We start from the raw sequence: 21,069 nt of genomic DNA on the forward strand, positions 1-21,069 counted from the left end.
CACGAACATGAACACGCCAATCGGAGTGGCAAAGGGGCTGATTCCGTGACAGCAGTGGCCGAAGTGCGGCGGCCGGCCGGTCGCCGTGTCGCCGATCGCGGCACGTGGTTCCTGGTCCTGCCCGCCCTGATCCCGATCCTCGTCCTGAGCGTGGGCCCCCTGCTCTACGGCCTCCTGCTCGCCTTCACCGACGCGCAGTCCGGCCGTACCCAGGCCACGCGGTGGATCGGCGGCCTGAACTTCCGCGACCTGCTGCACGACACGCTCTTCTGGGAGTCCTTCCGGATCGGACTGGTCTGGGCGGCCGGCGTCACGGTGCCCCAGTTCCTGCTGGCCCTCGGCCTCGCCCTCCTGCTCGACCAGCCGCTACGGCTGCGTGGGACAGCCCGGGCTCTCGTGATCGTGCCCTGGGCGATGCCCGAGGTCGTCGTCGGCATCATGTGGCGGCTGGTCTACAACCCGGACGCGGGCGTGCTCAACGAGACCCTGCGCGACCTCGGTCTCGGCGACGGCCGGGACTGGCTGAGCGGCCTGGCCACCGCGCTGCCCGCCGTGATCGTCGTCGGCGTCTGGGCGGGCCTGCCGCAGTCCACGGTCGCCCTGCTCGCCGGACTGCAGAACGTCCCGCGCGAACTCCACGAGGCGGCGGCCGTGGACGGCGCGGGCGCCTGGCGCCGCTTCCGCACCGTCACCTGGCCGGCCCTCAGACCGGTGGCCCTCGCCATCACGGCGCTCAACCTGATCTGGAACGTCAACTCCTTCGCCCTGGTGTACGTGCTGACGAGCGGCGGCCCCGGCGGAAAGACCCGGCTGCCGATGCTCTTCGCCTACGAGGAGGCCTTCCGCTACGGCCAGTTCGGCTACGCGGCGGCGATGGGATGCGTGCTGGTGGCGGTCGTCTCGATCCTGCTCGCGCTGTTCCTGGCCGGCCGGCTGCGCGGGGGTGAGGACGCATGAGGGCCCGCCGTGCGGCACGCGCCGGACAGTACGCCGCCCTGCTCGGCTATCTGGTCTTCCTGGCCTTCCCGCTGCTGTGGCTGCTGTCCACCGCGCTCAAAGCACCGCGCGAGCTGGGCAGCCTCCACCCGACCTGGATCCCCCGCCACCCCACCCTCGCCGGTGTCCGGCAGGCCTTCCAGGAGCAGCCGCTGGCACACGCGGCCCTCAACTCCCTGCTGGTGGCGGCCGGGACCGCCGTCGTGGCCGTACTGATCGCGACCCCGATGGCGTACGTCATGGTCCGGCACCGCACCCGGCTCGCCCGGGCCGCGACGGGCTGGGTCGTGGTCAGCCAGGCCTTCCCCTTCGTGCTGGTGATCATCCCGCTGTTCCTGGTGCTGAAGCACCTGCGGCTGATCGACTCCCTGGCCGGACTGGGGGTGGTGTACGTGGTGTGGTCGCTGCCGTTCGCGCTGTGGATGCTCGCCGGGCACGTCCGGGCGGTGCCCGTCGAACTGGAGGAGGCGGCGGCCGTCGACGGTGCCGGGCGGCTGCGGACCCTGGTGTCGGTGACGGCGCCGCTGCTCGCGCCGGGGATCGCGGCCACGGCACTGTTCGCCTTCGTCACCGCCTGGAACGAGTTCTTCTTCGCGCTGGTGCTGCTCAAGAGCCCCACGAAGCAGACCCTCCCGGTGGTCCTCACCCATTTCATCGGCGCCGAGGGCGTGGCCGACCTCGGCCCGCTGGCCGCCGCGGCCTTCCTCGCCACGCTGCCCTCCCTGGCCGTCTTCGCACTCGTCCAGCGAAGGATCACGGGCGGCCTGCTCGCCGGGGCGGTGAAGAGCTGATGCGGACCTCCGTGAAGGCACTCGTGGTGCTCCTGCTGCTCCTCGCCGGCTGCTCCGCGCCGAGCCACCGCGCGGGCGGCCCCATCACCCTGCGCTTCCAGTCCCTCGCCTGGCAGCAGGAGTCCGTCGCCGCGAACAAGGCGCTGGTGCAGGAGTGGAACGCCACCCATCCAGGCGTCAAGGTCGAGTACGTCCAGGGCAGTTGGGACGGTGTGCACGACCAGTTGCTCACCTCCTTCGAGGGCGGCGAGGCCCCGGACGTCATCCACGACGCCTCCGACGACCTCGCGGACTTCGCCTACGGCGGCTACCTCGCCGACCTGACCGGCCTGCTGCCCGCGCGCCTCGAGGCCGGCATCCCGCGCAGCAGCTGGGACACCGCCACCTTCGGGCACGGCGTCTACGGCGTGCCCTTCCTCCAGGAACCCCGGGTGCTCATCGCCGACGCCGACCGGCTGCGCGGCGCCGACGTCCGCATCCCCACGCCGGCACACCCCTGGAGCTGGGCGGAGTTCCGGCAGGTCACCAAGAAGCTCAGCGGGCCCGGGAGGTACGGGGTGGCCTGGCCGCTGAAGGAGCCCGTCTCCGCCACGCTCAACCTCTCCCTCTCCACGGGCGGACAGCTCTTCCACCGGGACGCCGACGGCCGAGTGGCCGTGCGCTTCACCGCGGCCGACGCGGTGATGCCCCGCACCGTGCACGACCAGGTCGCCACCGACCACAGCGCCCCCGCCGCGACCCTGGGCAGCGGCGGCTCGGACACGCTGCCCGGCCTCTTCGGGGGGCGGTACGCGATGGTGCCGCTGGGCTTCTCCTACCGCCAGCAGATCGTGCAGCAGGCCCCGAAGGGCTTCCACTGGAAGGTGCTGCCCGCCCCGGTGGGCGCCGACGGGCTCAGCCAGGGCGTCAGCCCGCAGACCCTGTCCGTCTCCGCGGACTGCCCGCACAAGAAGGAAGCCGCCGCGTTCATCGACTTCCTGCTGCGCCCGAAGAACATGGTCCGCCTCGCCCTCGGCGACTGGATGCTGCCCACCGGCACCCAGGCCCTGAAGGACCCCGCCCTGCACACCGCCCGGTACGGCTGGGCCACCGGCACCGCCCTCGCGGCCCACCTGCGCCCGGCACCCGCCCAGTCCGTCCGCGGCTACCCGGAATGGAAGGACAAGGTGGCCACCCCCGCCTTGCAGGAGTACTACAGCGGCGCCATCGGCCTCGACACCCTGCGCAGACGCCTGGAGAAGGACGGCAACCTGGTCCTGGCCCGGTACCAGCGCTGAGTCCGGGCCGCCGGGAGGCGGCTGGTCGCCCGGACCACGCCGCCCGGTCGAGCCGCGAGGGCCCGCCGGCTCCCGGGGGAGACGGCGGGCCCTCGCGGGACAGGGGGCGGGATCAGACCGGCAGCCGCTCCTCCGGCCCGCGGGCCGGAGCCACGGCCGGCGCCGGGGCCTCGTCGTGGGTGAGGTCGGGCAGGCGGTGCAGCCACTTCGGCAGGTACCAGTTGCGTTCGCCGAGCAGCGCCATCACCGCCGGCAGCAGCACCCCGCGGATGACCGTCGCGTCGATGAGGACCGCCGCGGCCAGGCCCACACCCATCTGCTTCATGGACTGCATCGACAACGTGCCGAAGATCGCGAAGACGGCGACCATGATGACCGCGGCGCTGGTGACGACGCCGGCCGTGGTGACCACGCCGTGCCGGATCGCGTCCTTGGTGTCCCGGCCGCGCAGCCGGGCCTCACGGATCCGGGAGACGACGAACACGTGGTAGTCCATCGACAGCCCGAACAGGATGACGAAGAGGAACAGCGGCAGCCAGGTCACGATCGCGCCGACCCCCTCCGCGCCCACCAGCGAGGCACCCCAGCCGTGCTGGAAGACGGCGACGAGGACACCGTAGGCGGCGGCCACCGACAACAGGTTGAGCACGATCGACGTGATCGCGACGGTCAGCGAGCGGAACGACAGCAGCATCAGCAGGAAGGCGAAGACGACCACGAACGCGAAGACCGGGACGACGGAGCCGAGCAGCTGGTCGTTGAAGTCCTGGTTGCCGGCCACCTGTCCGGTGATCGGCGCCTGCACGCCGTCGACCTTGCCGAGCGTGGCGGGCCGGACCTCGTCGCGCAGCTTGTCCAGGCTCTTCACCGCCCGGTCCATGTCGGAGCCGCCGACCAGCGGCACGGAGACCAGGGCGACGTTCTGCGCCTCGTGCAGCCGGATGTCGACCGGGCCGCGCGAGGCACCCGAGGCGATCGCCTGCTTCTTGAACTCGGCCAGCGCCTGGCGTACGTCGGGCGCGTCGATGTCCTTGGCCCGGACGACGACCTCGGCCGGCTCGCTGCCGCCGGGGAAGGCGTCGTTGACACGGTCGTACGTCTGCACGATCGGCAGCGACGAGCCGAACTCCTGGTCCAGGGTGAGCTGCTGGGTCTTCATGCCCAGCGCGGGGGCGGCGATCGCCAGCAGCGCGCCGGCCGCCACGAGGACGGAGATCAGCGGCCGGGCCAGCACGCCCCGCAGCACGGCCGTCCAGAACCGGCTGCCCTCGTTCGCGGACCGCTTCCCGCGCCGGCGGCTCAGGAACGGGATCCGGCCCTTCTCGACCCGCTCGCCGAGCAGCGACAGCAGCGCGGGCAGGACGGTCACCGAGCCGACCATGGCGACGGCGACCACCATCAGCGAGGCCAGGCCCATCGCCTCGAACTCGGCGAGCCCGGTGAACAGCATGCCCGCCATCGCCACGCACACCGTGACCCCGGAGACGATGACGGCCCGGCCACTGGTGGCGGCGGCGATCCGCAGCGCGGTGCCCGCGTCCCGGCCGGCGGCCCGCTCCTCACGCTCGCGGCGCAGGTAGAACAGGCAGTAGTCGACCCCGACGGCCATACCGACCAGCAGCATCACGGAGTTGGCGGTGTCGCTCATCGGCTGCAGATGGCTGACCAGGCCCATCAGCCCCATCGTCGCCATGATCGCGGTGATCGCCAGCGCCACCGGCAGCAGCGCGGCCACCAGCGCGCCGAACGCGATCAGCAGGATGCCGAACGCCACCGGCACCGCGGAGTACTCGGCCTGCTGGAAGTCGTTGCCGAAGGCGTCCTTGTACTGCTTCTGCATGCTGGCGCCGCCGATCTCCTCGATCCGCAGGGAGCCATGCGCCTTCTGCACCCCGGCGACGGCGTGCAGCACCGGCTCGACCCGGTCGACGGCCGTCTCGGCGTCCCCGCGCATGTCGAACCGCACCAGCGCGCTGCGGCCGTCCCGGGAGACGGTGTGCGTGTCGTACGGCGAGGTCACGGCCGTGACCTTCCCGGTCCCCCCGACGGCCTTCATCACGTCGGCGACGGCGGCCCGGAACTCGGCCGAAGTCGCGGTCACCGACCCTGACTCGGCCTGGATCAGGACGCTCTCCCCGGCCGGCTCCTTGATCCCCGCGTCGGCGATGATCCGTGCGGCGGTGTGGGTCTCGCCCTTGAGCTGGTCGCCCTCGTCCACGTCGACCCGGCCCGCCGCCGAGCCCAGTCCCATCGCCAGGACGACGAACAACACCCATATGCCGACGGCCGCCCAGCGGTGCCGGGCGCTCCAGCCGCCGGCCCGGGCCGCCAGCCCCCGTACCCGCGCGTCCCTGTTCCCCATGACGGGCCTTCCCCCTCGTGTGCGGTGGCGGCCCCCTGCCGCCACCTCCGTGCTCCGGATCGACGGTATGGGCCGTACCGGGCCGTCTCGTCGTGCTGCCCGGTGAAGTACGGGGCGGCGGGCTCATCGCTCAGGAGGACGGCGGGCCCTTACATCTATCGGTCGTTCTCCGGGACGCCTCTCAGGGATGCCGGTGGCTGTCCGATCCGCCGACAGAGATCCACTTTGTGATTACGAAACCTTGTTGAACAAGTCACAGCTGCGTGTAGGAGTTGATCCGTACCCGCTGATCCGCCAGAGTTTCGCGCAACCCGGCGCACGCCGGGCGCACGGCCGTCGTGCCCGCCCCCACGGGGCACGACGGCCGTTCTAGGCTGGCCGGATGACGACCTATGCGGCGCTGCTGCGCGGAATCAACGTCGGCGGCAGCAGAAAGCTCCCCATGGCCGAGCTGCGCACCCTGCTGAGCGGACTCGGACACACCGGCGTACGCACCCATCTGCAGAGCGGCCAGGCCGTCTTCGCCACCGAACGCGGCGACGAGGAGTCGCTGGGGGCGGAGCTGAGCCGGGCCGTCGAGGAGCGGTTCGGTTTCCCGGTCGACGTGATCGTGCGCGACCACACCTATCTGAAGGCGGTCGCCGACAACTGCCCGTTCCCGGCCGCCGGCCTGGAGGCCAGACAGCTGCACGTCACCTACTTCTCCGCGCCCGTCACCGAGGACCGCTTCGCGGCGATCGACCAGGCCGCCCACCTCCCGGAGGAGTTCCGGCTGGGCGACCGCTGCCTGTACCTGTACGCCCCGGACGGCGTCGGCCGGTCCAAGCTGGCCGAGGCGCTGTCCCGGCCGTCGAGCACCAGGGGCGTGATCGCGACCAGCCGGAACTGGAACACCGTGGTCAAGCTGGTCGAGCTGACGGCACCGGAAGCCTGACGGTCCGCGGGCCGAGGAAGGGGGCCCGGGACAGGATCTCGCGGGGCACCGCGAGCCGCGGGTCCGCGTGCAGGCGTCGCAGCTCCGCCGCCGGACCGGCGGCGGCCACCGCGTCGATCAGCGCGAGGTCGTCCTCGGTGAGCGTGCCGAACTCCTGCTCTCCCGCCATGCCCCAGCCGTCCCAGGGCAGCGGCTCGGTGCCGTTCAGCGCGGCCAGGTCCAGCACGACGCTGTTCAGCACGAGCCCCGTGCCGCGCAGACCCGGTACGCCCCACACGCCGAAACTCTCCGGATCGGCCTGCCCGGTCCGGCAGGCACGCCATGCCTGCCCGGCGACGACGAACTGGTCCCGGGGCACGTCCAGCGGGTCGAACGGCACGTCGTAGGACGGGTGGTGGACCTGCGCGTCGGCCAGCCGCCAGGTGCCGCCGGGAAGCCGGTACTCGGTCACCCAGTGGTCCTCGTGGAAGCCGTCGACGAAGTACCGGGCGTAGCCGCCGCGCAGTCGCGCCGGGGTGCCGGTGGCCCGCAGCAGCGAGCAGAGCAGCAGCGCATAGTCCCGGCAGGTGCCGACGAACCGCTCCTCGTACGGCCGTTCCTCGGTGAGCGGGGTGCCCCCGCGCTCGCGCAGGATGCGCAGGATCTCCGTGACGTACCGGGACTCGGCGTCGTGGTGCAGCCGTTCCTCCGCGACGGCGTACCCGAAGCGCTCGCCCTCCAGCCGGTGCAGGATCAGCCCGCGCACCATCGCGGCCAGCCGGCGCGGATCACGTGGCAGGGCGCCGACGTCCAGGTCCCCCGGGTCGCTGTACGGCGTCTGCCGCAGACAGAAGTCGAAGTCGTCCATGCCCCGCACGGTTCTCCCTGCCCCAGGGGAAAGGTCAAACACATCTGTGCGAGGCTCTGCCCCATGCGTTACATCGTCATCGGGGCGGGAGCGGTCGGCGGCACCGTCGGCGGACGGCTGGCCCAGGCCGGCCACGAGGTCGTGCTCGTCGCACGCGGCAGGCATCTGGCGGCACTGCGCGAGCACGGACTGCGGCTGCGGGTGCCGCAGGGCGAGCTGACGCAGCGGCTGCCCGCGGTCGACGGGCCGGCCGAGCTCGGCGAGCTGCGCGCCGACGATGTCCTCGTCCTCGCCGTGAAGACCCAGGACACCGTGCCGGCCCTGGAGGCCTGGGCGGACGTGCCGGTCGCGGGCGGTGGAACGGCGGCCGAACTCCTGCCGCTGGTCTGCCTGCAGAACGGCGTCGAGGGCGGACGCCTGGCGCTGCGCCGCTTCCGGCACGTGTACGGCGTCTGCGTCTGGCTGCCCTCGACCCATCTGGAACCCGGGGTGGTCTCCGCCGCCGGCACCCCGCTCACCGGCGTCCTGCACCTCGGCCGGCTCCCGCACGGCACCGACGACACCGCCCACCGGATCGCCGCCGACCTCCGGGTCGCGCACTTCGAGGCGCCGGTCGTGCCCGACGTGGCCCGCTGGCAGTACGCCAAGCTGCTCGGAAACCTCTCCAACGCGCTGGAGGCGGTGAGCGGTCCCGTCGACAGCGAGGAGGCGCGTGGGCTGTACGCGCGCGTGCGCGCCGAGGGGGAGGCCGTGCTCGCCGCGGCAGGCATCGCCTGCGCGAGCCCGGAGGAACAGCGGGCGGCACGCGGCGACAAGGTCACCCTGGTGCCGCTGGACGGCGCCCCGCGCGGGGGTGGCTCCTCCTGGCAGTCCCTCGTCCGGGGCACCGGCAGCATCGAGGCCGACCATCTCAACGGCGAGATCGTCCTGCTCGGCCGGCTGCACGGCGTACCGACCCCGCTGAACGAACTGCTGCAGCGGCTCGCGGGCCGGTTCGCGCGGGAGCGCCGGGCCGCCGGGTCGATGCCGGTCGCGGAGCTGGTGCGCAGGGCCGACGAGGCGGTACGGAACGGAAGTTGATCCTCCGGCCGGTCTGGCGTTTCGTGTCTCCCGGGAGCGCGCGGGGGCGTACGTACCCGCGCGCGGGAAAGTGGGGAGGGGCACGGTGGGGGACGTCGCGGAGAATGCCGGGGAGCGGCTGGCGGCACGGTTCGCGGCGGACCGGCCGCATCTGTCGGCCGTCGCCCACCGGCTGCTCGGCTCGGCCGCCGAGGCCGACGACGCCCTGCAGGAGGCGTGGCTGCGCGCCCGGCAGGCGGACATCGACGCGGTCGAGAACCTCACCGCCTGGCTGACCACCGTCGTGACCCGGGTCTGTCTGAACCTGCTGCGGGCCCGGCGCAACCGGCGCGAGGAGTTCCTCGACGCGGGCGCCGACGCGCACGCCCACGACCGTGCCCGCGAGCGTGCTCACGCACCGGGCCCGGCGGGCCCGCACGAGGCCGGTGACCCCGTCCGGGAGGCGCTGCTGGCCGACGAGGTCGGCGTCGCGCTGCTGGTCGTCCTCGACACCCTCGGCCCGGCCGAACGGGTGGCCTTCGTGCTGCACGACATGTTCGCGGTGCCCTTCGACGAGATCGCCCCGCTGATCGAGAAGACCCCGGCCGCCACCCGGCAGCTCGCCGCCCGCGCCCGGCGCCGCGTACGGGGCCGCCCGTCCACGCCCACGGCCGACGCCGGGCGCCGCCACGCGGCCGTGGAAGCGTTCCTCGCCGCGACCCGCGGCGGCGACTTCACGGCCCTGGTCGCCCTGCTCGACCCGGACGTGGTGCTGCACGCCGACGCCCGCGTGGTGCCCACGCCCGAGCCGATCACCCTGCGGGGCGCCGAGCCCGTCGCCCGCGGCGCCATGGCCGCCATGGCCCGCGCCCGGTCGGCGGGCCTCGCCCTGCTCGACGGCCGGATCGGCCTGGTCATGACGGAGCACGGCCGCCTGCGCCTGGCCCTGGCCTTCACCTTCGGCACGGACGGCCGGATGACCCGGATCGTCGTCACGGCGGACCCGGTACGGCTGGGCGCGACCGGGATCGGGGTCGTGGGCGGGGACGCGGAGGGGGCGACCGAACGGCGGCGGGCCGGTGGGACCGACAGTCGGCGCGGCGAAAGTGGGCCAACGGAACAGGCGGTGAATGGGCCGGGTGTGCGACCCAATGACGGACTACCGTCGCCGTCATGAGCCACCGTGACACCGCCACCACCACCGCCACCGATGCCGGTACCGACGACGCGCCGACCCGGGTCGACCTCTTCTTCGACCCGGCCTGCCCCTTCGCCTGGATCACCTCCCGCTGGCTGCTCGAGGTCGAGCGGCTGCGCCCGCTCGACCTCCGGTTCCGGGTGATGAGCCTGTACCTGCACAACACCGGCAACGAACTGCCCGACTGGTACCGCGACTTGGTGGACCGGTCCGTCGGCCCGGTGCGGGTCGCCGTGGCCGCCGCCGAACGGCACGGCGAGAAGGTGCTCGGCGACCTCTACACCGCGTTCGGGACCCGCATCCACGAACGCGGTACCGACGACTTCGACCTGGTGATCAGCGAGTCGCTCGCCGAACTCGGGCTCGCCGCCGAACTGTCGGCCGCCGCCCACGACCCCTCGTACGACGACGCGGTCCGCCGCAGCCACGAGGCCGGCGTGGAACCGGAGTCGGGCGGCTACGTCGGCACCCCGACCCTGCACGTCGACGGCGCGGTGTGGTTCGGGCCCGTGCTGCGCGCCGTGCCCCGCGGCCCCGCCGCGGCCGAACTCTTCGACGCCTTCCGGGTGATGGCCCGCCATCCCGACGTCTTCGAACTCAAGCGCACCCGCACCGGATCCCTCCGCTTCGACTGAGCGGAATCCGTTTGGCCGATAAACGCCCCTCGGCCGCCGCGCGTACGCCACACCTGTGACACGCGGGCCGCGACCGACGCTGAACGAGACGCCGCCGCCGGTCCGACGTCGCAGGGGAGCGCCGGACCGCGGCGGCCATTACCACGGTCCCGCCCCGGGAGGGCCCGGCTCACCGAACCCCGCGACAAACCGCAAGGCTGTCCCTAGGGTGAAGGACGCGGACCGGTCGGAGGGGGACGATGCACGTGACGGGCAGGCCATTACCGTCGTTGCCGCAGTACCGCAAAGACGGAGTGACACGGCGGCTGAGTGCCTCGGTGCACCTCGACGACGACTTCGCCCTCTACGTCGACCGGGCGCTCACCGGCGATCGGCTCGACGCCCTCGGGCTGAGCCTCGGCATCAACTTCGTGGCACTCGCCCGGCACGCGCGCGTGGCCACCCGGCGCCGCGCCGCCCTCGACCGCCGGCTCGCCCTCCTCGCAGCGGTCGTACCCCTCGCGCTCCTCCTCGCCCTCTGGGGGCTGGTCAACGGACACGCATCACTCGGATGGGTGGCGATTTTCGGCCCACTCGGCGCCTACGCGGTCGCCTGGGCGCTGGTCCACCACAAGGAGGCCCGAGGACGCAAGACGGCACGGGAGGTGTTCCTCTCCGCCGAGAGACCGGAGAAGACCGCACCCCCGGTGGAGCCCGAGGCCGAGGCCGCCCTGACCGAACTGAAACGCGCCAACGTGCTGCCCTACGCGGACGCGGCCGCCTACACCAAGCCGTTCGTCGGCAGCGGCGACAAGATCAAGGAGGTGGTCTGGCAGCCGATCGACGTCAGCAGGCCCGCCGACGCCCCCGGCGGCGGAAAGCTCCCGCTGCTCCCGTTCGACGCCATCGACCTGCACACCTACGTGGCACGCCACATGGAGAACGTCTCCGGTCTGCAGGGACTGCGGGCCAGGAACCGGCTCTACGTCCTCGGCAGCAACGCCCACCTCATCCCTGACCTGGTGCCCGACCGCACCCGGCGGCCCCGCGCCCAGATACCCAAGCAGTTCGTCCAGGCGGGCCTGCAGACACCCGGCGCGGGCATGCGCACCCACCTGTGCCTGGAGCGCATCGGCGAGGGCGGACGGCTCATCGTCTCCATGTACCTGCGGGCGATCCTCCAGCCGCCCAGCCTGACCTGGGAGGTCGCCGCCTACGCGATACCGCCGCTGGACGGCCGTTTCTACCGCGTGGACCGGCTCCCGGTGGCCCCCTTCGAACACCGGTGGGACCTCATCCGGTACGCCACCCGCCGCACCGGCCCGGAACTGCGCGGCGCCCTCGGCCGCATCCAGCGCCGGCACCGCTGGCACAGCGACCACGAAAGGGCGCTGGCCAGGGACAGGCGCGGCATCACCAAGCAGCACGTCCGGTACGACTACGGCGCCACCGGCAGCCTCCGCGAGGACCTCGGCGCGTGGGACGAGGCGGGCTACGCCGAACGCACCGACGCGCAGGACTTCCTGTTCCGGCTCCAGCAGGGCGTACTCGTCGCCACGGAACGGTTCCTCGAGGACCACAACATCGACACCAGCTCCTACGACAAGGCCCTCCAGGTCATCAGCACGCAGACCTACAACATCGGTAACGTCAGCGGTCCCAGCATCTTCGGCAACCAGGGCTCGATCGCCGTGGCCGGGCAACAGGGGCCCGGGCCCCACGGCGCACCGCCGGGGGGCGGACCGGGGCCCGCGGCGCCCGGCTCGCCCGCGCCGAGACCCTGAGCGCCGTCCGCTGACGGCCCTTTCGATCCACCACGCTTCCTTCGTCACGATCAAGGACAGGACATGAGCACCTACAACTTCGGAAACGTGAGCGGCCCCGCCCAGTTCGGCGATCACGGCCGTATGCAGATCAACCACTACGCGCCGGACCTGGAGGCCCTCATGGGCCTCGCCGACCGGCTCACCGCGGCGCTGCGCGCCGAGTACCCGGGGCTCGTCGACCGCGGCGAGGTCATCCAGGGCGCGCTGGAGGAGTCCGCCGAGGACGGGCTGCCCCCCAACCGGGGCCGGATCCGCTCCGCGCTGGAGACCATCAGCATCGGCGCCGCGGCCGGCACCGCCAGCCTCACCTTCACCCAGCAGCTCCTGCACGCCATGGGGCTGTGAGGCCGGGGCCCCGCCGCCACGGGGCCCCGGTCCCCCTCAGCTCCCTACTTCGCCCGTACCACCGCCCGGACCCCGCCTCCGAGATCCAGTTCCAGACCGGACCGCAGCGGCACGGTCTGACCGGGCTCGACCTTCTGCACGGTGCCGTCGGAGCGGGTGCCCGTCCAGGTCGCCTGCGAACGGTTGGCGATGCCGAACCGCCCCGGCTTCTTGGGGTGTTCGACCAGCTCCGCCACCAGCGCCGCGTCCGAGCAGTCGTGCCGCGTCGGCTCGGGCAGCAGATGGTGGGCCTGCACCCGGGCCGCGCGGCGCAGCCGGATGTGGTGTTCGGTGCGCGGCGGGGGAGTGGTCACCGTCAGCCGCGGCGGCAGCACCAGCCGGGCCCCGCACCCCCAGCAGCCCCGCGGCGGCGGATTCTCGCCGGGCTCGGTCATGTTCTGCCGCCCGCACGACGCGCACTCCACCACCGCGTCCAGCACCGCCCGCAGGGCGTCACGCCACTCCGACTCCCGTACCCGGGCGGCCGGATCGCGCAGCCCGAGCGTGAACGACCGCCGGAACAGCTCCTGCAGCCTGCCCGGCGCCGCGCCCCAGGTGGCCAGCACGGTCGTGTGCTCCACCGGGTCGGGCGCGTTGGAGCCGTCGACCGGGTCGAACACGAACAGCGGGCTCTTTCCGTACAGCTTCCGCTCGGCCGCCTCGTCCAGGCAGTGGATGCCCAGCTCCAGCCGGCCCTTCAACGGGTGATGGTTCATCAGGAACATGAACAGCAGGACGGCGAGCGAATGCAGGTCCGACTGGGTGCCGGGCCGGGCACCCGTGTCACCCCGCACCAGCTCGGGAGCCATGAACTCCATGGTCCCCGAGATGCCGCTGGCGTCGCCCTCCACCACCGCGTTGTCGTTGTCGCAGACCAGGACGTCGCCGGTGTCCGGGTCGAAGAAGATGTTGCCCCAGGAGATGTCCCGGTAGGCGATGCCCCGGGAGTGCAGCGCCTGGTAGGCCTCCACGGTGTACAGACAGGCCGTCAGCAGCGCGCCGGGGCTGGTGCGCAACTGCCGCCGGAACAGCGCCGGGAGCCCCTTGTAGCGGTCCGGGCGCAGACCCATCAGATACCCGAACGAGCCGCGGTACGGCGGCACGAAGGCCTCCGGCCACAGGAAGCGGTCGTCGGCGAAGTCCCGGGTGACCAGCTCCCGCACGACCGCCTCCTGCTCCGGGGTCGCGCAGGTCGGGTAGTACCACTTCAGCGCCCGCTCACCGTCCGGTGTGCGGACCCGGTACACCTCGCCCTGGCCGCCCGCGCCGAGGAAGCCGACGATCTCGGCCTCGTCACCGCTCTCCACCACGAGGCGCGTCCCGCCATCGAGCATGCCGCTCATCTACGTCTCCGTCCTCCGTTCCCTGTCCACGTCGTCGCTGCGCCGCTCGGCCGCCGCCTCGGCTTCCGTCTCCGCCGCCTCGGCTTCCGTCCCCGCCGTCTCGGTCTCCGGCCCGGTCCCGGGAGCCGTCGGTGTCCGCTCTCCCTCGTGCTCGGGGCGTACCGCCGCCGCCAGGGTCGTGTCGTCGCCGGAGTAGCGCGAGGCCTGGGCGAGCCACTCGGGGAGGGCCTCGCGGACGCCCGTGCTGCCCGCCTCGGTGAGGCGGCCGGCCAGGCCCGCCACGAAGTCCGGGTAGCCGTCGGCCGACGCGAAGCTCTTCGACAGGCCGTCCGTGGACAGCACCACCAGGCGCGGGGCGCGGGCCTCCTCGAACACCGGCGCCCAGTGCATCCGCATCGCCCGCCACGCCTCCCGCCCGCACAGCGACTCGGTCTCGTCGCCCAGGTCCTCCTCGGCGGGCGCGAGCGGCCGGCTCAGTGTGCCGTCGTGCTCGACCACCGCGAGGTCCCCGTCCCCGATCTGCCAGGCCACGAACAGCCACGGTGTGAGCACCGCGCCGATCAGCGTCGTGCCGTACAGCACGAGCTTGTCCTGCGAGGACGGCTGACCGCCCCGCCGGGGCGCCTCCTTCCCCTCCGGGGGATGGCGGTCCCAGTGGCCGAGGGCCGCCTGCCGCCACTCCTGCACCAGGGCGCGCGGGAAGTCGTCCCGCGCGTACGTCATCAGCCGGGACAGCCGCCCCGGTTCATGGCAGTCGTGGGCCGCCCGTCCGAAGCCGGCGGCCAGTGCCAGGAACCGGTCGACGGCGAACCGCGCACCCAGCCCGCTGCGCGCGTGCACCGCCGAGCCGTGGCCGTCCGCCACCGCGAGGACCAGCGGATCCTCACCGGACCCGGTGCCCCGGCAGTCGTACCAGTCCTGGTTGTGGCGCTTGCCGACCCCCTGGACGCTGTCGGCCAGCATCTCCCACCGTCGCACCCCGAGCGTCACCACACGTCGTCGTCATCGTCGTCGTCCAGCACCGGCGGCGCGAACGGCTGCTTCGCCATGTTCACCCCGGAGCCGTCGCCCGCGACCGGCTGCGAGGCCGCCTTCACGGCCGCGGTCGACGCCCACCGGATCGCCGCCGCCAGCTGCTTGGGACTGTTGGCGTCCAGCGGCTGCAGCTCCGGGTTGCCGAGGAACTCCTGCAGCACGTCCCGGTCCGCGTCCCCGCCGATCGCGATGGCCACCCGCACCGCCTTGCGGCCCCACGGCGTGGCGTCGACGGCCTTCAGGCCCTCCTTCCAGTCGTCGGTGGGCCCTCCGTCCGACACCAGCGCCAGCACCGGCTTCAGCGCCCGCTGGGGCATCGGTGGGGTCTGCAGCTCCCGGGCCACCAGGTGCAGCGCCTCACCGAGGTTGGTCATGCCGTCGACCTGCACGTCCTGCCAGGTGAAGTCGTCCACCGGGACCGGGGTCTGGTGGTGCCACCGCGCGGTCGTGGAAAAGGTGATCGTGCGCAGCAGCAGCTGGGCCGCGGGGTTGTCGTGGGCCACCGACCGCATCTCCGGAACGGCCTCTCTGATCGCGTAGTTCAACTTGGCGATCTTCTCGCCCTGCATCGAGTACGAGCAGTCGAGCAGCCAGATGAAGTGGACCGGCCGGTTGGCCATCGGCCCGCCGGGAATGTCACTCACGCCGTCGTTCCTCTCTTCTCTTCACATCTGTCTTCACGTCTGTTCGAGGGAGCCGGGCCCCCTCACGCCAGCAGCAGCCGGGCCGTGTACGCGAGGGCGGCCGCCGCCAGCACCAGAGCGGTGACGAACAGGCCCGCCATGACCCGCCGGGCACGGCCGACGGGCGGGGTGACGTGGTTCATGCCGGGCTGTACCTGCCTTCCCTGTCGCCGTCCGGCCGCCTTCGGGGCCGCGGGAACCGTCCGGGCCCGGCGCCGCCGGGCTGCCGGATCAGCGGGCCGGTGCGCAGCCCGGAGGCCGCGAGCAGCCACAGCACCGGTTCGGCCGCCCGGCGCTGCTCGCTGTCCAGCGGCCCGGTGCCGGTGGCCGTGTAGGCGCTGACCGCCCAGTAGCGGGCCGCCCCGACGTCATGGCCGAGGGCCCGCACCAGCGCGCCCAGGCCGATGTCGCCGAGCCAGCCGTCGATCCGGGCACCCGGGACCGGCAGCGAGGTCAGCTGCTCCAGCACGTCGCGCTTGGTGACCACGGTGGCCACCGGCAGCCGGCGCCGCCGCCCGGTCAGCGCGGCCAGCTCGCCGGTCAGCCGCTGGTACGTCTCCCACGGCCCCTGCGCCGAGGGCCGCGCCCGGTCCGCCCGCTCGGTGTCCGCCGGGCTCAGCCGGCCGCGCACCGTGGGATCGGCCAGCACGTCGGCGACCAGCACCACCCCGTCCGCGTGCCCCAGGTAACGCTGGGCGCGCACCCGTTCGGCATCGCTCACCGACTCGCCCATCGGGTCGTACAGGTACAGCAGCCGGCGCCGCCGTCCCCGGGACACCGTGAGCATCAGCGCGCGCGGGGGGCCGCCCGTCGTGGCGTGCGCCCAGCCGGCACCGGTCAGCTGCCGGCTGAGCCCCGTGTGGGAGCGCCGGTCGTCGGCGGAGGCGTACGTCACCCCCAGCTCGCCCTCCCGTGCCCAGGACTGCAGCCCCTCGACCATGGCCGCCATCAGCATCGTCTTGCCCGAGGAGGTTCCGCCGACCAGCGGGGCGTGCACCACACGGGTGGTGCCCACCGCGTCGGGCAGGACCTGCTCGCACGCGGGACACAGCGTGGACAGCCTGCCGCGCCCGGTGATCCGGGTGGCCGGCAGCCGCCGGCCGCAGCCGCAGACGTGCCACAGGACGCCGTACCGCCCGGGCCGCAACTCGGCGTGCCGCGACGGGCAGTCGGGACAGCGGTGCACGGCCAGCGGGGCAGGGGCGTAACAGCCGGGGTGGGGACACTTGATCCGGATGCCGCGCAGCAGCGCCCAGCCGCGCTCCACCCCGCGCAGCACCGGCACCCCCGCAGCCCAGCCGAGCCACAGCACGCCCAGCAGCAGGCCGAAGACCAGCAGGCCCCAGCCGAGCAGCACGGTCGCCAGCACCGCGCCGACCAGTGTGCCCGCCGCCGTGCCCGGCGCGATCAGGGTGATCAGCAGGAGCCGGGTGAACGGCACCGAGCCGCGCCGGCCGGCCGGACGCCGCCCGCGGAACAGGTTCGGCACGATCCGGTCCATCCACGGATCGCTGAACGCCCGCCACAACAACCGCATGCCGTCCCGCCCGGCCGAGACGGCGTCCACCCACGACTGCCGCCACCAGTAGGCGAGCTGGGCCGGTTCCGGGCCGCCCGCGCCGGGCAGGCGCGGGTCCGGGCGGCCCGCCTCCCACGGCCCGAGGCTCCGCCACACCCCGCTCACGCCCCGGCCGAGGAACTCCCACAGTGTCCGCAGCAGACACACCGCCGCGGCGACCACCCCCGCCCAGACGCACACGACCTCCGCCACCTGCACGGCGATCTGCATCCCCGGACCTCCCCCGAAGCCGTCGGCCTCGTTCACGGCGCACCGCCGTCGACGGGCGGCTGTACATCCCCGTACCAGGTCGCGGGCCGCTCCTCGCGCCGGCCGCGCCCGGTCAGCCGGCCCGCCAGCCGGCCGAACGCGCCCGGCCGGTTCCACGCGTGGTACGCGTCCAGCCGGCCCCGGCCGATGCGCCGCAACGCCTCCTCGACCGCCGTCCGGTCCTCCTCGCGCAACGCCCGTACGACCGGCCGCAACACCTTCGTCAGCAGGGCCGTCCGGGTCGCCGCCCACGCGGCATGGGTGTCCGGGTAGGCGCTCCAGTCGCAGAAGCGGGCGGCGACGTACGACGGCACCGTGCGCAGCCGCTGCATCACCTCGTCCCCGCGCGCCACCCGCTCGTACGCGGCCAGCAGCTCCGCATCACCCGAGCGGGCCAGCGCGTACAGCTCGCTCTCCGGCGCGGGCGTGAGCAGCAACCGCCGCGCGAGGGCGTCGTACAGCCGCCGGGTGACCTGCTCGGGCACGGGCTCGACCGCGCCGTCGCGCAGCACCCGGACCCGCTCCACCCAGTTCTCGCCCTCGCCGTCGGCCCCCAGCAGCGCCGCGAACTCCAGCAGGAGCAGCGGCGCCCGGTGCGCGGGGAGCAGCTCGGTGGTGAAACAGCGCAGCAGTTCGGTGGCGAGCACCGGTACGTCGGGGTCGTCGGCCGGGGCGGCGAGCGCGGCCTCGACCAGCAGGTCCCGGGTGCCGGCGAGCCGGTGCGCGTCCGAGCCCAGCTCGTTCAGCAGCAGGCTCGCCTCCGCACCGGTGGGCGGGCCGGCGGGCCACACCAGGTGGAACGCCGTGCGCAGGACGGACGGGTCGGCGTGCGGGGAGACCCCGGCGGCGCGCAGCACGGCGTGACAGCGGCCGAGCCGGTCCTCACCGGGCCGCGCCGGCGCCCCCTCCAGCACGCACATCCGCAGGTGCGGGACACCGGGGTCCAGGCTCACCGGCAGGCCCGACCCCACGAGCTGGGCGGCGACCCCGGGCGGATGGGCCGCCGCGAGCGCGTCCAGCGCCCCGAACAGCGCCGCCCGCAGGGCGGGATGAGCGTGGACGGCGTCGAGGAGGGCGGGAGGACAGGCGGGCTCACCGTCCTGGCGTGCCCGGTGGCCGCCGTGTCCGGCGGTGTGGGGCGACGACGGCGCGCCCGGGAGGCTGCCCGCGTCCGCGGGTTCACCGGTGGGCGCCGCCTGCCGTTCGCCTCCGTCCCCGGGCGCGCTCCGCGCCGTCCCGCCGCTCACCAGGTCCCGGGCGATCCGTCCCGCGAAGTCCGGGAGCACGTCCTGGCAGTCGACGTCGAGCAGGTCGGCGACCCGCAGCAGCGCCAGCGGCCGGCCGGTCGCCGACTCCGCCGGGTCGGCGATGCCGCGCCGCAGGGCCGGTGCGAGGTCCCGGGCCAGGGCGGTCCGCACCCCGGGGGTCAGCGAGCCCGCGCCCAGCGCCGGCACCGGGCCCGGCCCGTGCACGGCCATGGTCAGCACCCGTGCGGCGAGTGGCGCCGACACGGCGGTGGGCACCCGCCGGTCCAGCCGGGTCAACAGCGCGCCCAGCGCGGCGGGTTCTTCGTCGAGCGGCGTACCGGTGGGGGAGTGACGGGCGGCCGGAGCGGCCTCACCGAACCGCCCGTTCCCGCCGAACGGTGCGATGTCTCCTCCCCGCTCCCGCGCCAGCTCCGCGACCACCGCGGTCAGGGTCTCCTCCGGCAGGGTGGACGCGTGGTCGGCGGTCCAGCGGGCGGCCGCCGCGCGGGCGTCCGCGCGCAGGGCGATGCCGTCGGCCAGCGCGGCCACGGCGAGCGGCCCCAGCTCGCCGGACGTCTCGCGGAACAGCTCCGGCCGCCCGGCCGCCCACACGCGCGCGCACGTCTCGGCCCACGCGTCGGTCACCGGCTCCGCCGCCGGCCGGCCGCTGCAGTCGTGCACCCGGAACCGGTGGTCGTGGCCGACCGGCTCCGACGACGGCAGCGCACCGACGATCTGCTGCCGGGCCTGCTGCGGGCGCCGCGTGTACGTCGTGAAGGTGAGCCGGTGCGCCTGTTCGCGGGGCAGGACCGTGCAGGCGAGCGCGATCCACTGGGCGACGTCGGCGCTGTCCCGCTCCACGAGCACGATCTGCCGGGCGTCGACGCCCTCGGCCAGGGTGCGCAGGTCGGTGAAGAAGGCGGCGAGCCGCTCCGCGCGGGACCGGGCGAACGCCACCAGCCCCTCCCGGCGCAGCAGCCCCGACGGCTCGAACCGGTCGATCGGCGCCGGCCGGCCGCCCGGGGGAGTGGTGTCGGCCCAGCGCGCCGACTCCCAGGCCGTGATCGGCAGCGCCCCGTCCGGCAGCCGCAGGCCGGCGGGCAGGTGGACCGCGTGGGCGTGGAAGTTCCCCCAGCGCCCGCTGTAGTCCGCCCCCGTGTACACCGAACGGCTCAACAGGTGCCCGCCGTCGGCCAGTTCACTGAAGGAGAAGGACTTCGGGAAGCCCTTCAGCTGCTCGGCGTCCGGCCGGTCCGGCAGGTCGCGCGGCGGCTCGTACCCGATGAGCTGTTCGGCCTCCCGCAGCAGCGTGGCCGGCACCTCCGGGCTGACCGCGGTGAACCGGAAGCCGGACCCGTCCGGGCCGGGCGGCGCCGAGGTGTAGTGCAGTTGCGCGAGGCTCACCGGGCACGTCCCTTCGCCGTGGCGCGGACCGGCAGCAGCCCGCGCAGGGACAGCAGCCACAGCAGCGGATCCTCCACCCGTACCGGCTGCGGCCCCGACTTCGGTGCGTCCGCGGGGGCGTCCGCGGGCGGCGGCGCCCCCAACGCGGACAGCCCGAACAGCGACAACTCGGCGAAGTCCAGCTCCAGTTGGCGCAGCAGCGCACCGGAGTCCCAGTCCGTCAGCAGTGACCGCAGCTCCTCGTGGACGGCGAGCCGGTCCTCGGTGTCGTAGGCGCCGTCACCGTGCGGGGCGCTGTGCAGCAGCGGGGAGTGCGGGTCGAGCAGAGTCTTGAGCATGTCGGTCTTGGTCACGGCCACCGCGATCGGTGTGGACACCCGGCCGCCGGCCCCGCCCTTGCCGTGGGCGCGCAGCTGGGCCGCGAGGTCGGCGGCGATCTGCCGGGGCGAGGTCTCCACCACGGGCAGCGGGGGACCGTCGTGCACCGGCAACCGGTCGCGCACCGAGCCGAGCTGGAGCGGGTCGACGAGCAGGATGATGCCGTCGGCGGCACCGAGATAGCGGGTGTAGCGGTCCATCGCCTCCGCGCCCGCGAGATCCTCCCCGGCCGCGTCGAAGAAGACCAGCGTCGTGTGCCGGGTGCCGGAGCCGCCCAGCAGCCCCCGTCTGGGCAGGCTGAGCCGGTACAGCAGCGGGTCGTTGAAGCCGAGCGCGGCCGGGCGGGTGGCGTCGGGCAGCCGCAGCCGCTCGTACAGGTCCTCCGCCATCTCCCGGTCCCGCGTCTGGGTGCTCTGCCCCATCGCGGCCAGCGAGGCGTGATAGGCCTGCCCGACCCGGTGGTCCAGTTCGTTGCGCAGCACGGCCACGTACGTGCTCTTGCCGGAGGCCTTCGCGCCGACCAGCGCGATGATCCGGCTGTCCTGGTCGCAGTAGTCACTGGGCAGATCGCTGTGACAGGACGCGCACACCCGCACCGGCGTCGGCACCCCGCACTTCGGGCAGGGCACGCTGCTGCCGGCCCCGCCGAAGGAGACCGGCTTGCGGCGCGGGGTGAACACGGGGCCGCGCATCCGGGCCGCCGGCGGCACCCCGGGGCCCATGAACCCGGCCCACAGGTCGTCGCGTTCGGGCCCGCAGGGCGCTGCGCCGCGCACCCCGCTCGGGGTCATCAGACAGCGGTAGGGCAGCTTGGCCGCCGACGTGCGGGCGAAGCAGTAGGGGCAGATCACGGTCGTCATGGC

Annotated in this window: 17 protein-coding genes; 9 read left to right on the top strand and 8 right to left on the bottom strand. The window is 73.8% G+C overall.

What is annotated here, in order from left to right; translation table 11 throughout:
• The first annotated feature begins 45 nt into the window (after positions 1-45).
• The 3 genes from ACIHEJ_RS08615 to ACIHEJ_RS08625 are packed head-to-tail and all read left to right on the top strand — an operon-like array spanning position 46 to position 3,064.
• A complete protein-coding gene (locus tag ACIHEJ_RS08615; RefSeq protein ID WP_400133283.1) occupies positions 46-957 on the top strand; it encodes a carbohydrate ABC transporter permease in 912 nt (303 codons plus the stop codon).
• Entirely contained in the window at positions 954-1,787 is an 834-nt protein-coding gene (locus tag ACIHEJ_RS08620) for a carbohydrate ABC transporter permease (RefSeq protein ID WP_400133284.1), read from the top strand. Before ACIHEJ_RS08615 ends, ACIHEJ_RS08620 begins: the two co-directional genes overlap by 4 nt.
• Positions 1,787-3,064, top strand: a complete 1,278-nt coding sequence (locus ACIHEJ_RS08625; protein ID WP_400133286.1) for an ABC transporter substrate-binding protein — start codon at positions 1,787-1,789, stop codon at positions 3,062-3,064. The genes ACIHEJ_RS08620 and ACIHEJ_RS08625 overlap by 1 nt, the downstream gene beginning before the upstream one ends.
• Before the next feature lie 112 nt (positions 3,065-3,176).
• On the opposite strand, the gene ACIHEJ_RS08630 is transcribed toward ACIHEJ_RS08625, so the two are convergent.
• A complete protein-coding gene (locus ACIHEJ_RS08630; RefSeq protein ID WP_400133287.1) occupies positions 3,177-5,426 on the bottom strand; it encodes an MMPL family transporter in 2,250 nt (749 codons plus the stop codon).
• Positions 5,427-5,808: 382 nt separating this feature from the next.
• On the opposite strand from ACIHEJ_RS08630, the gene ACIHEJ_RS08635 reads away from it, so the two are divergent.
• Positions 5,809-6,360, top strand: coding sequence for a DUF1697 domain-containing protein (locus tag ACIHEJ_RS08635; protein ID WP_400133288.1), 552 nt, complete (start codon positions 5,809-5,811; stop codon positions 6,358-6,360).
• On the opposite strand, the gene ACIHEJ_RS08640 is transcribed toward ACIHEJ_RS08635, so the two are convergent.
• Positions 6,326-7,207 (bottom strand): transglutaminase-like domain-containing protein, encoded by an 882-nt coding sequence (locus tag ACIHEJ_RS08640; RefSeq protein WP_400133290.1) that lies wholly within the window; start codon positions 7,205-7,207, stop codon positions 6,326-6,328. The two genes, ACIHEJ_RS08635 and ACIHEJ_RS08640, sit on opposite strands and share 35 nt — an antisense overlap.
• A 63-nt stretch (positions 7,208-7,270) precedes the next feature.
• Here ACIHEJ_RS08640 and ACIHEJ_RS08645 point away from each other — a divergent pair, with 63 nt between their 5' ends.
• From ACIHEJ_RS08645 to ACIHEJ_RS08665, 5 genes are all read left to right on the top strand, one after another.
• Positions 7,271-8,287: a ketopantoate reductase family protein gene (locus tag ACIHEJ_RS08645; RefSeq protein WP_400133292.1), complete on the top strand. Its 1,017-nt coding sequence runs from the start codon at positions 7,271-7,273 to the stop codon at positions 8,285-8,287.
• Between the two features lie 85 nt (positions 8,288-8,372).
• Positions 8,373-9,443 carry a sigma-70 family RNA polymerase sigma factor gene (locus ACIHEJ_RS08650; RefSeq protein WP_400133294.1) on the top strand — a complete coding sequence of 357 codons (1,071 nt, stop codon included), beginning with the start codon at positions 8,373-8,375 and terminating at the stop codon, positions 9,441-9,443.
• The gene (locus tag ACIHEJ_RS08655) at positions 9,440-10,099 is read left to right on the top strand and encodes a DsbA family protein (protein WP_400133296.1); all 660 of its coding nucleotides are present in this window, start codon (positions 9,440-9,442) and stop codon (positions 10,097-10,099) included. Before ACIHEJ_RS08650 ends, ACIHEJ_RS08655 begins: the two co-directional genes overlap by 4 nt.
• A gap of 317 nt (positions 10,100-10,416) precedes the next feature.
• Positions 10,417-11,862: a hypothetical protein gene (locus tag ACIHEJ_RS08660; protein WP_400133298.1), complete on the top strand. Its 1,446-nt coding sequence runs from the start codon at positions 10,417-10,419 to the stop codon at positions 11,860-11,862.
• A gap of 63 nt (positions 11,863-11,925) precedes the next feature.
• Positions 11,926-12,249 carry a hypothetical protein gene (locus ACIHEJ_RS08665; RefSeq protein WP_400133300.1) on the top strand — a complete coding sequence of 108 codons (324 nt, stop codon included), beginning with the start codon at positions 11,926-11,928 and terminating at the stop codon, positions 12,247-12,249.
• Positions 12,250-12,293: 44 nt separating this feature from the next.
• Here ACIHEJ_RS08665 and ACIHEJ_RS08670 read toward each other — a convergent pair whose 3' ends face one another.
• The 6 genes from ACIHEJ_RS08670 to ACIHEJ_RS08695 all read right to left on the bottom strand — a co-directional run bounded on the left by ACIHEJ_RS08670 (position 12,294) and on the right by ACIHEJ_RS08695 (position 21,066).
• The gene (locus ACIHEJ_RS08670) at positions 12,294-13,631 is read right to left on the bottom strand and encodes a protein kinase (protein ID WP_400133302.1); all 1,338 of its coding nucleotides are present in this window, start codon (positions 13,629-13,631) and stop codon (positions 12,294-12,296) included.
• Positions 13,632-14,624, bottom strand: a complete 993-nt coding sequence (locus ACIHEJ_RS08675) for a PP2C family serine/threonine-protein phosphatase (protein ID WP_400133304.1) — start codon at positions 14,622-14,624, stop codon at positions 13,632-13,634.
• On the bottom strand, positions 14,618-15,286 hold the full coding sequence (locus tag ACIHEJ_RS08680; RefSeq protein ID WP_400133994.1) for a tellurium resistance protein: 669 nt from the start codon (positions 15,284-15,286) through the stop codon (positions 14,618-14,620). The genes ACIHEJ_RS08675 and ACIHEJ_RS08680 overlap by 7 nt, the downstream gene beginning before the upstream one ends.
• 202 nt (positions 15,287-15,488) lie before the next feature.
• Positions 15,489-17,138 (bottom strand): hypothetical protein, encoded by a 1,650-nt coding sequence (locus ACIHEJ_RS08685; protein WP_400133306.1) that lies wholly within the window; start codon positions 17,136-17,138, stop codon positions 15,489-15,491.
• Positions 17,139-17,170: 32 nt separating this feature from the next.
• Positions 17,171-19,828 (bottom strand): GTPase-associated protein 1-related protein, encoded by a 2,658-nt coding sequence (locus ACIHEJ_RS08690; protein ID WP_400133308.1) that lies wholly within the window; start codon positions 19,826-19,828, stop codon positions 17,171-17,173.
• Positions 19,825-21,066 (bottom strand): hypothetical protein, encoded by a 1,242-nt coding sequence (locus ACIHEJ_RS08695; protein ID WP_400133310.1) that lies wholly within the window; start codon positions 21,064-21,066, stop codon positions 19,825-19,827. The genes ACIHEJ_RS08690 and ACIHEJ_RS08695 overlap by 4 nt, the downstream gene beginning before the upstream one ends.
• Between the last annotated feature and the right edge of the window lie 3 nt (positions 21,067-21,069).

Source organism: Streptomyces sp. NPDC052301, from assembly GCF_044593395.1.
In the GTDB taxonomy this organism is placed as follows: Bacteria; Actinomycetota; Actinomycetes; order Streptomycetales; family Streptomycetaceae; genus Streptomyces.

Excerpts from the sequence above, each read along its gene's own strand:
- ACIHEJ_RS08620 (WP_400133284.1), top strand. The coding sequence starts at position 954 with ATGAGGGCCCGCCGTGCGGCACGCGCCGGACAGTACGCCGCCCTGCTC.
- ACIHEJ_RS08625 (WP_400133286.1), top strand. The coding sequence starts at position 1,787 with ATGCGGACCTCCGTGAAGGCACTCGTGGTGCTCCTGCTGCTCCTCGCC.
- ACIHEJ_RS08630 (WP_400133287.1), bottom strand. The coding sequence starts at position 5,426 with ATGGGGAACAGGGACGCGCGGGTACGGGGGCTGGCGGCCCGGGCCGGC.
- ACIHEJ_RS08635 (WP_400133288.1), top strand. The coding sequence starts at position 5,809 with ATGACGACCTATGCGGCGCTGCTGCGCGGAATCAACGTCGGCGGCAGC.
- ACIHEJ_RS08640 (WP_400133290.1), bottom strand. The coding sequence starts at position 7,207 with ATGGACGACTTCGACTTCTGTCTGCGGCAGACGCCGTACAGCGACCCG.
- ACIHEJ_RS08645 (WP_400133292.1), top strand. The coding sequence starts at position 7,271 with ATGCGTTACATCGTCATCGGGGCGGGAGCGGTCGGCGGCACCGTCGGC.
- ACIHEJ_RS08655 (WP_400133296.1), top strand. The coding sequence starts at position 9,440 with ATGAGCCACCGTGACACCGCCACCACCACCGCCACCGATGCCGGTACC.
- ACIHEJ_RS08665 (WP_400133300.1), top strand. The coding sequence starts at position 11,926 with ATGAGCACCTACAACTTCGGAAACGTGAGCGGCCCCGCCCAGTTCGGC.
- ACIHEJ_RS08670 (WP_400133302.1), bottom strand. The coding sequence starts at position 13,631 with ATGAGCGGCATGCTCGATGGCGGGACGCGCCTCGTGGTGGAGAGCGGT.
- ACIHEJ_RS08680 (WP_400133994.1), bottom strand. The coding sequence starts at position 15,286 with ATGGCCAACCGGCCGGTCCACTTCATCTGGCTGCTCGACTGCTCGTAC.
- ACIHEJ_RS08685 (WP_400133306.1), bottom strand. The coding sequence starts at position 17,138 with ATGCAGATCGCCGTGCAGGTGGCGGAGGTCGTGTGCGTCTGGGCGGGG.
- ACIHEJ_RS08695 (WP_400133310.1), bottom strand. The coding sequence starts at position 21,066 with ATGACGACCGTGATCTGCCCCTACTGCTTCGCCCGCACGTCGGCGGCC.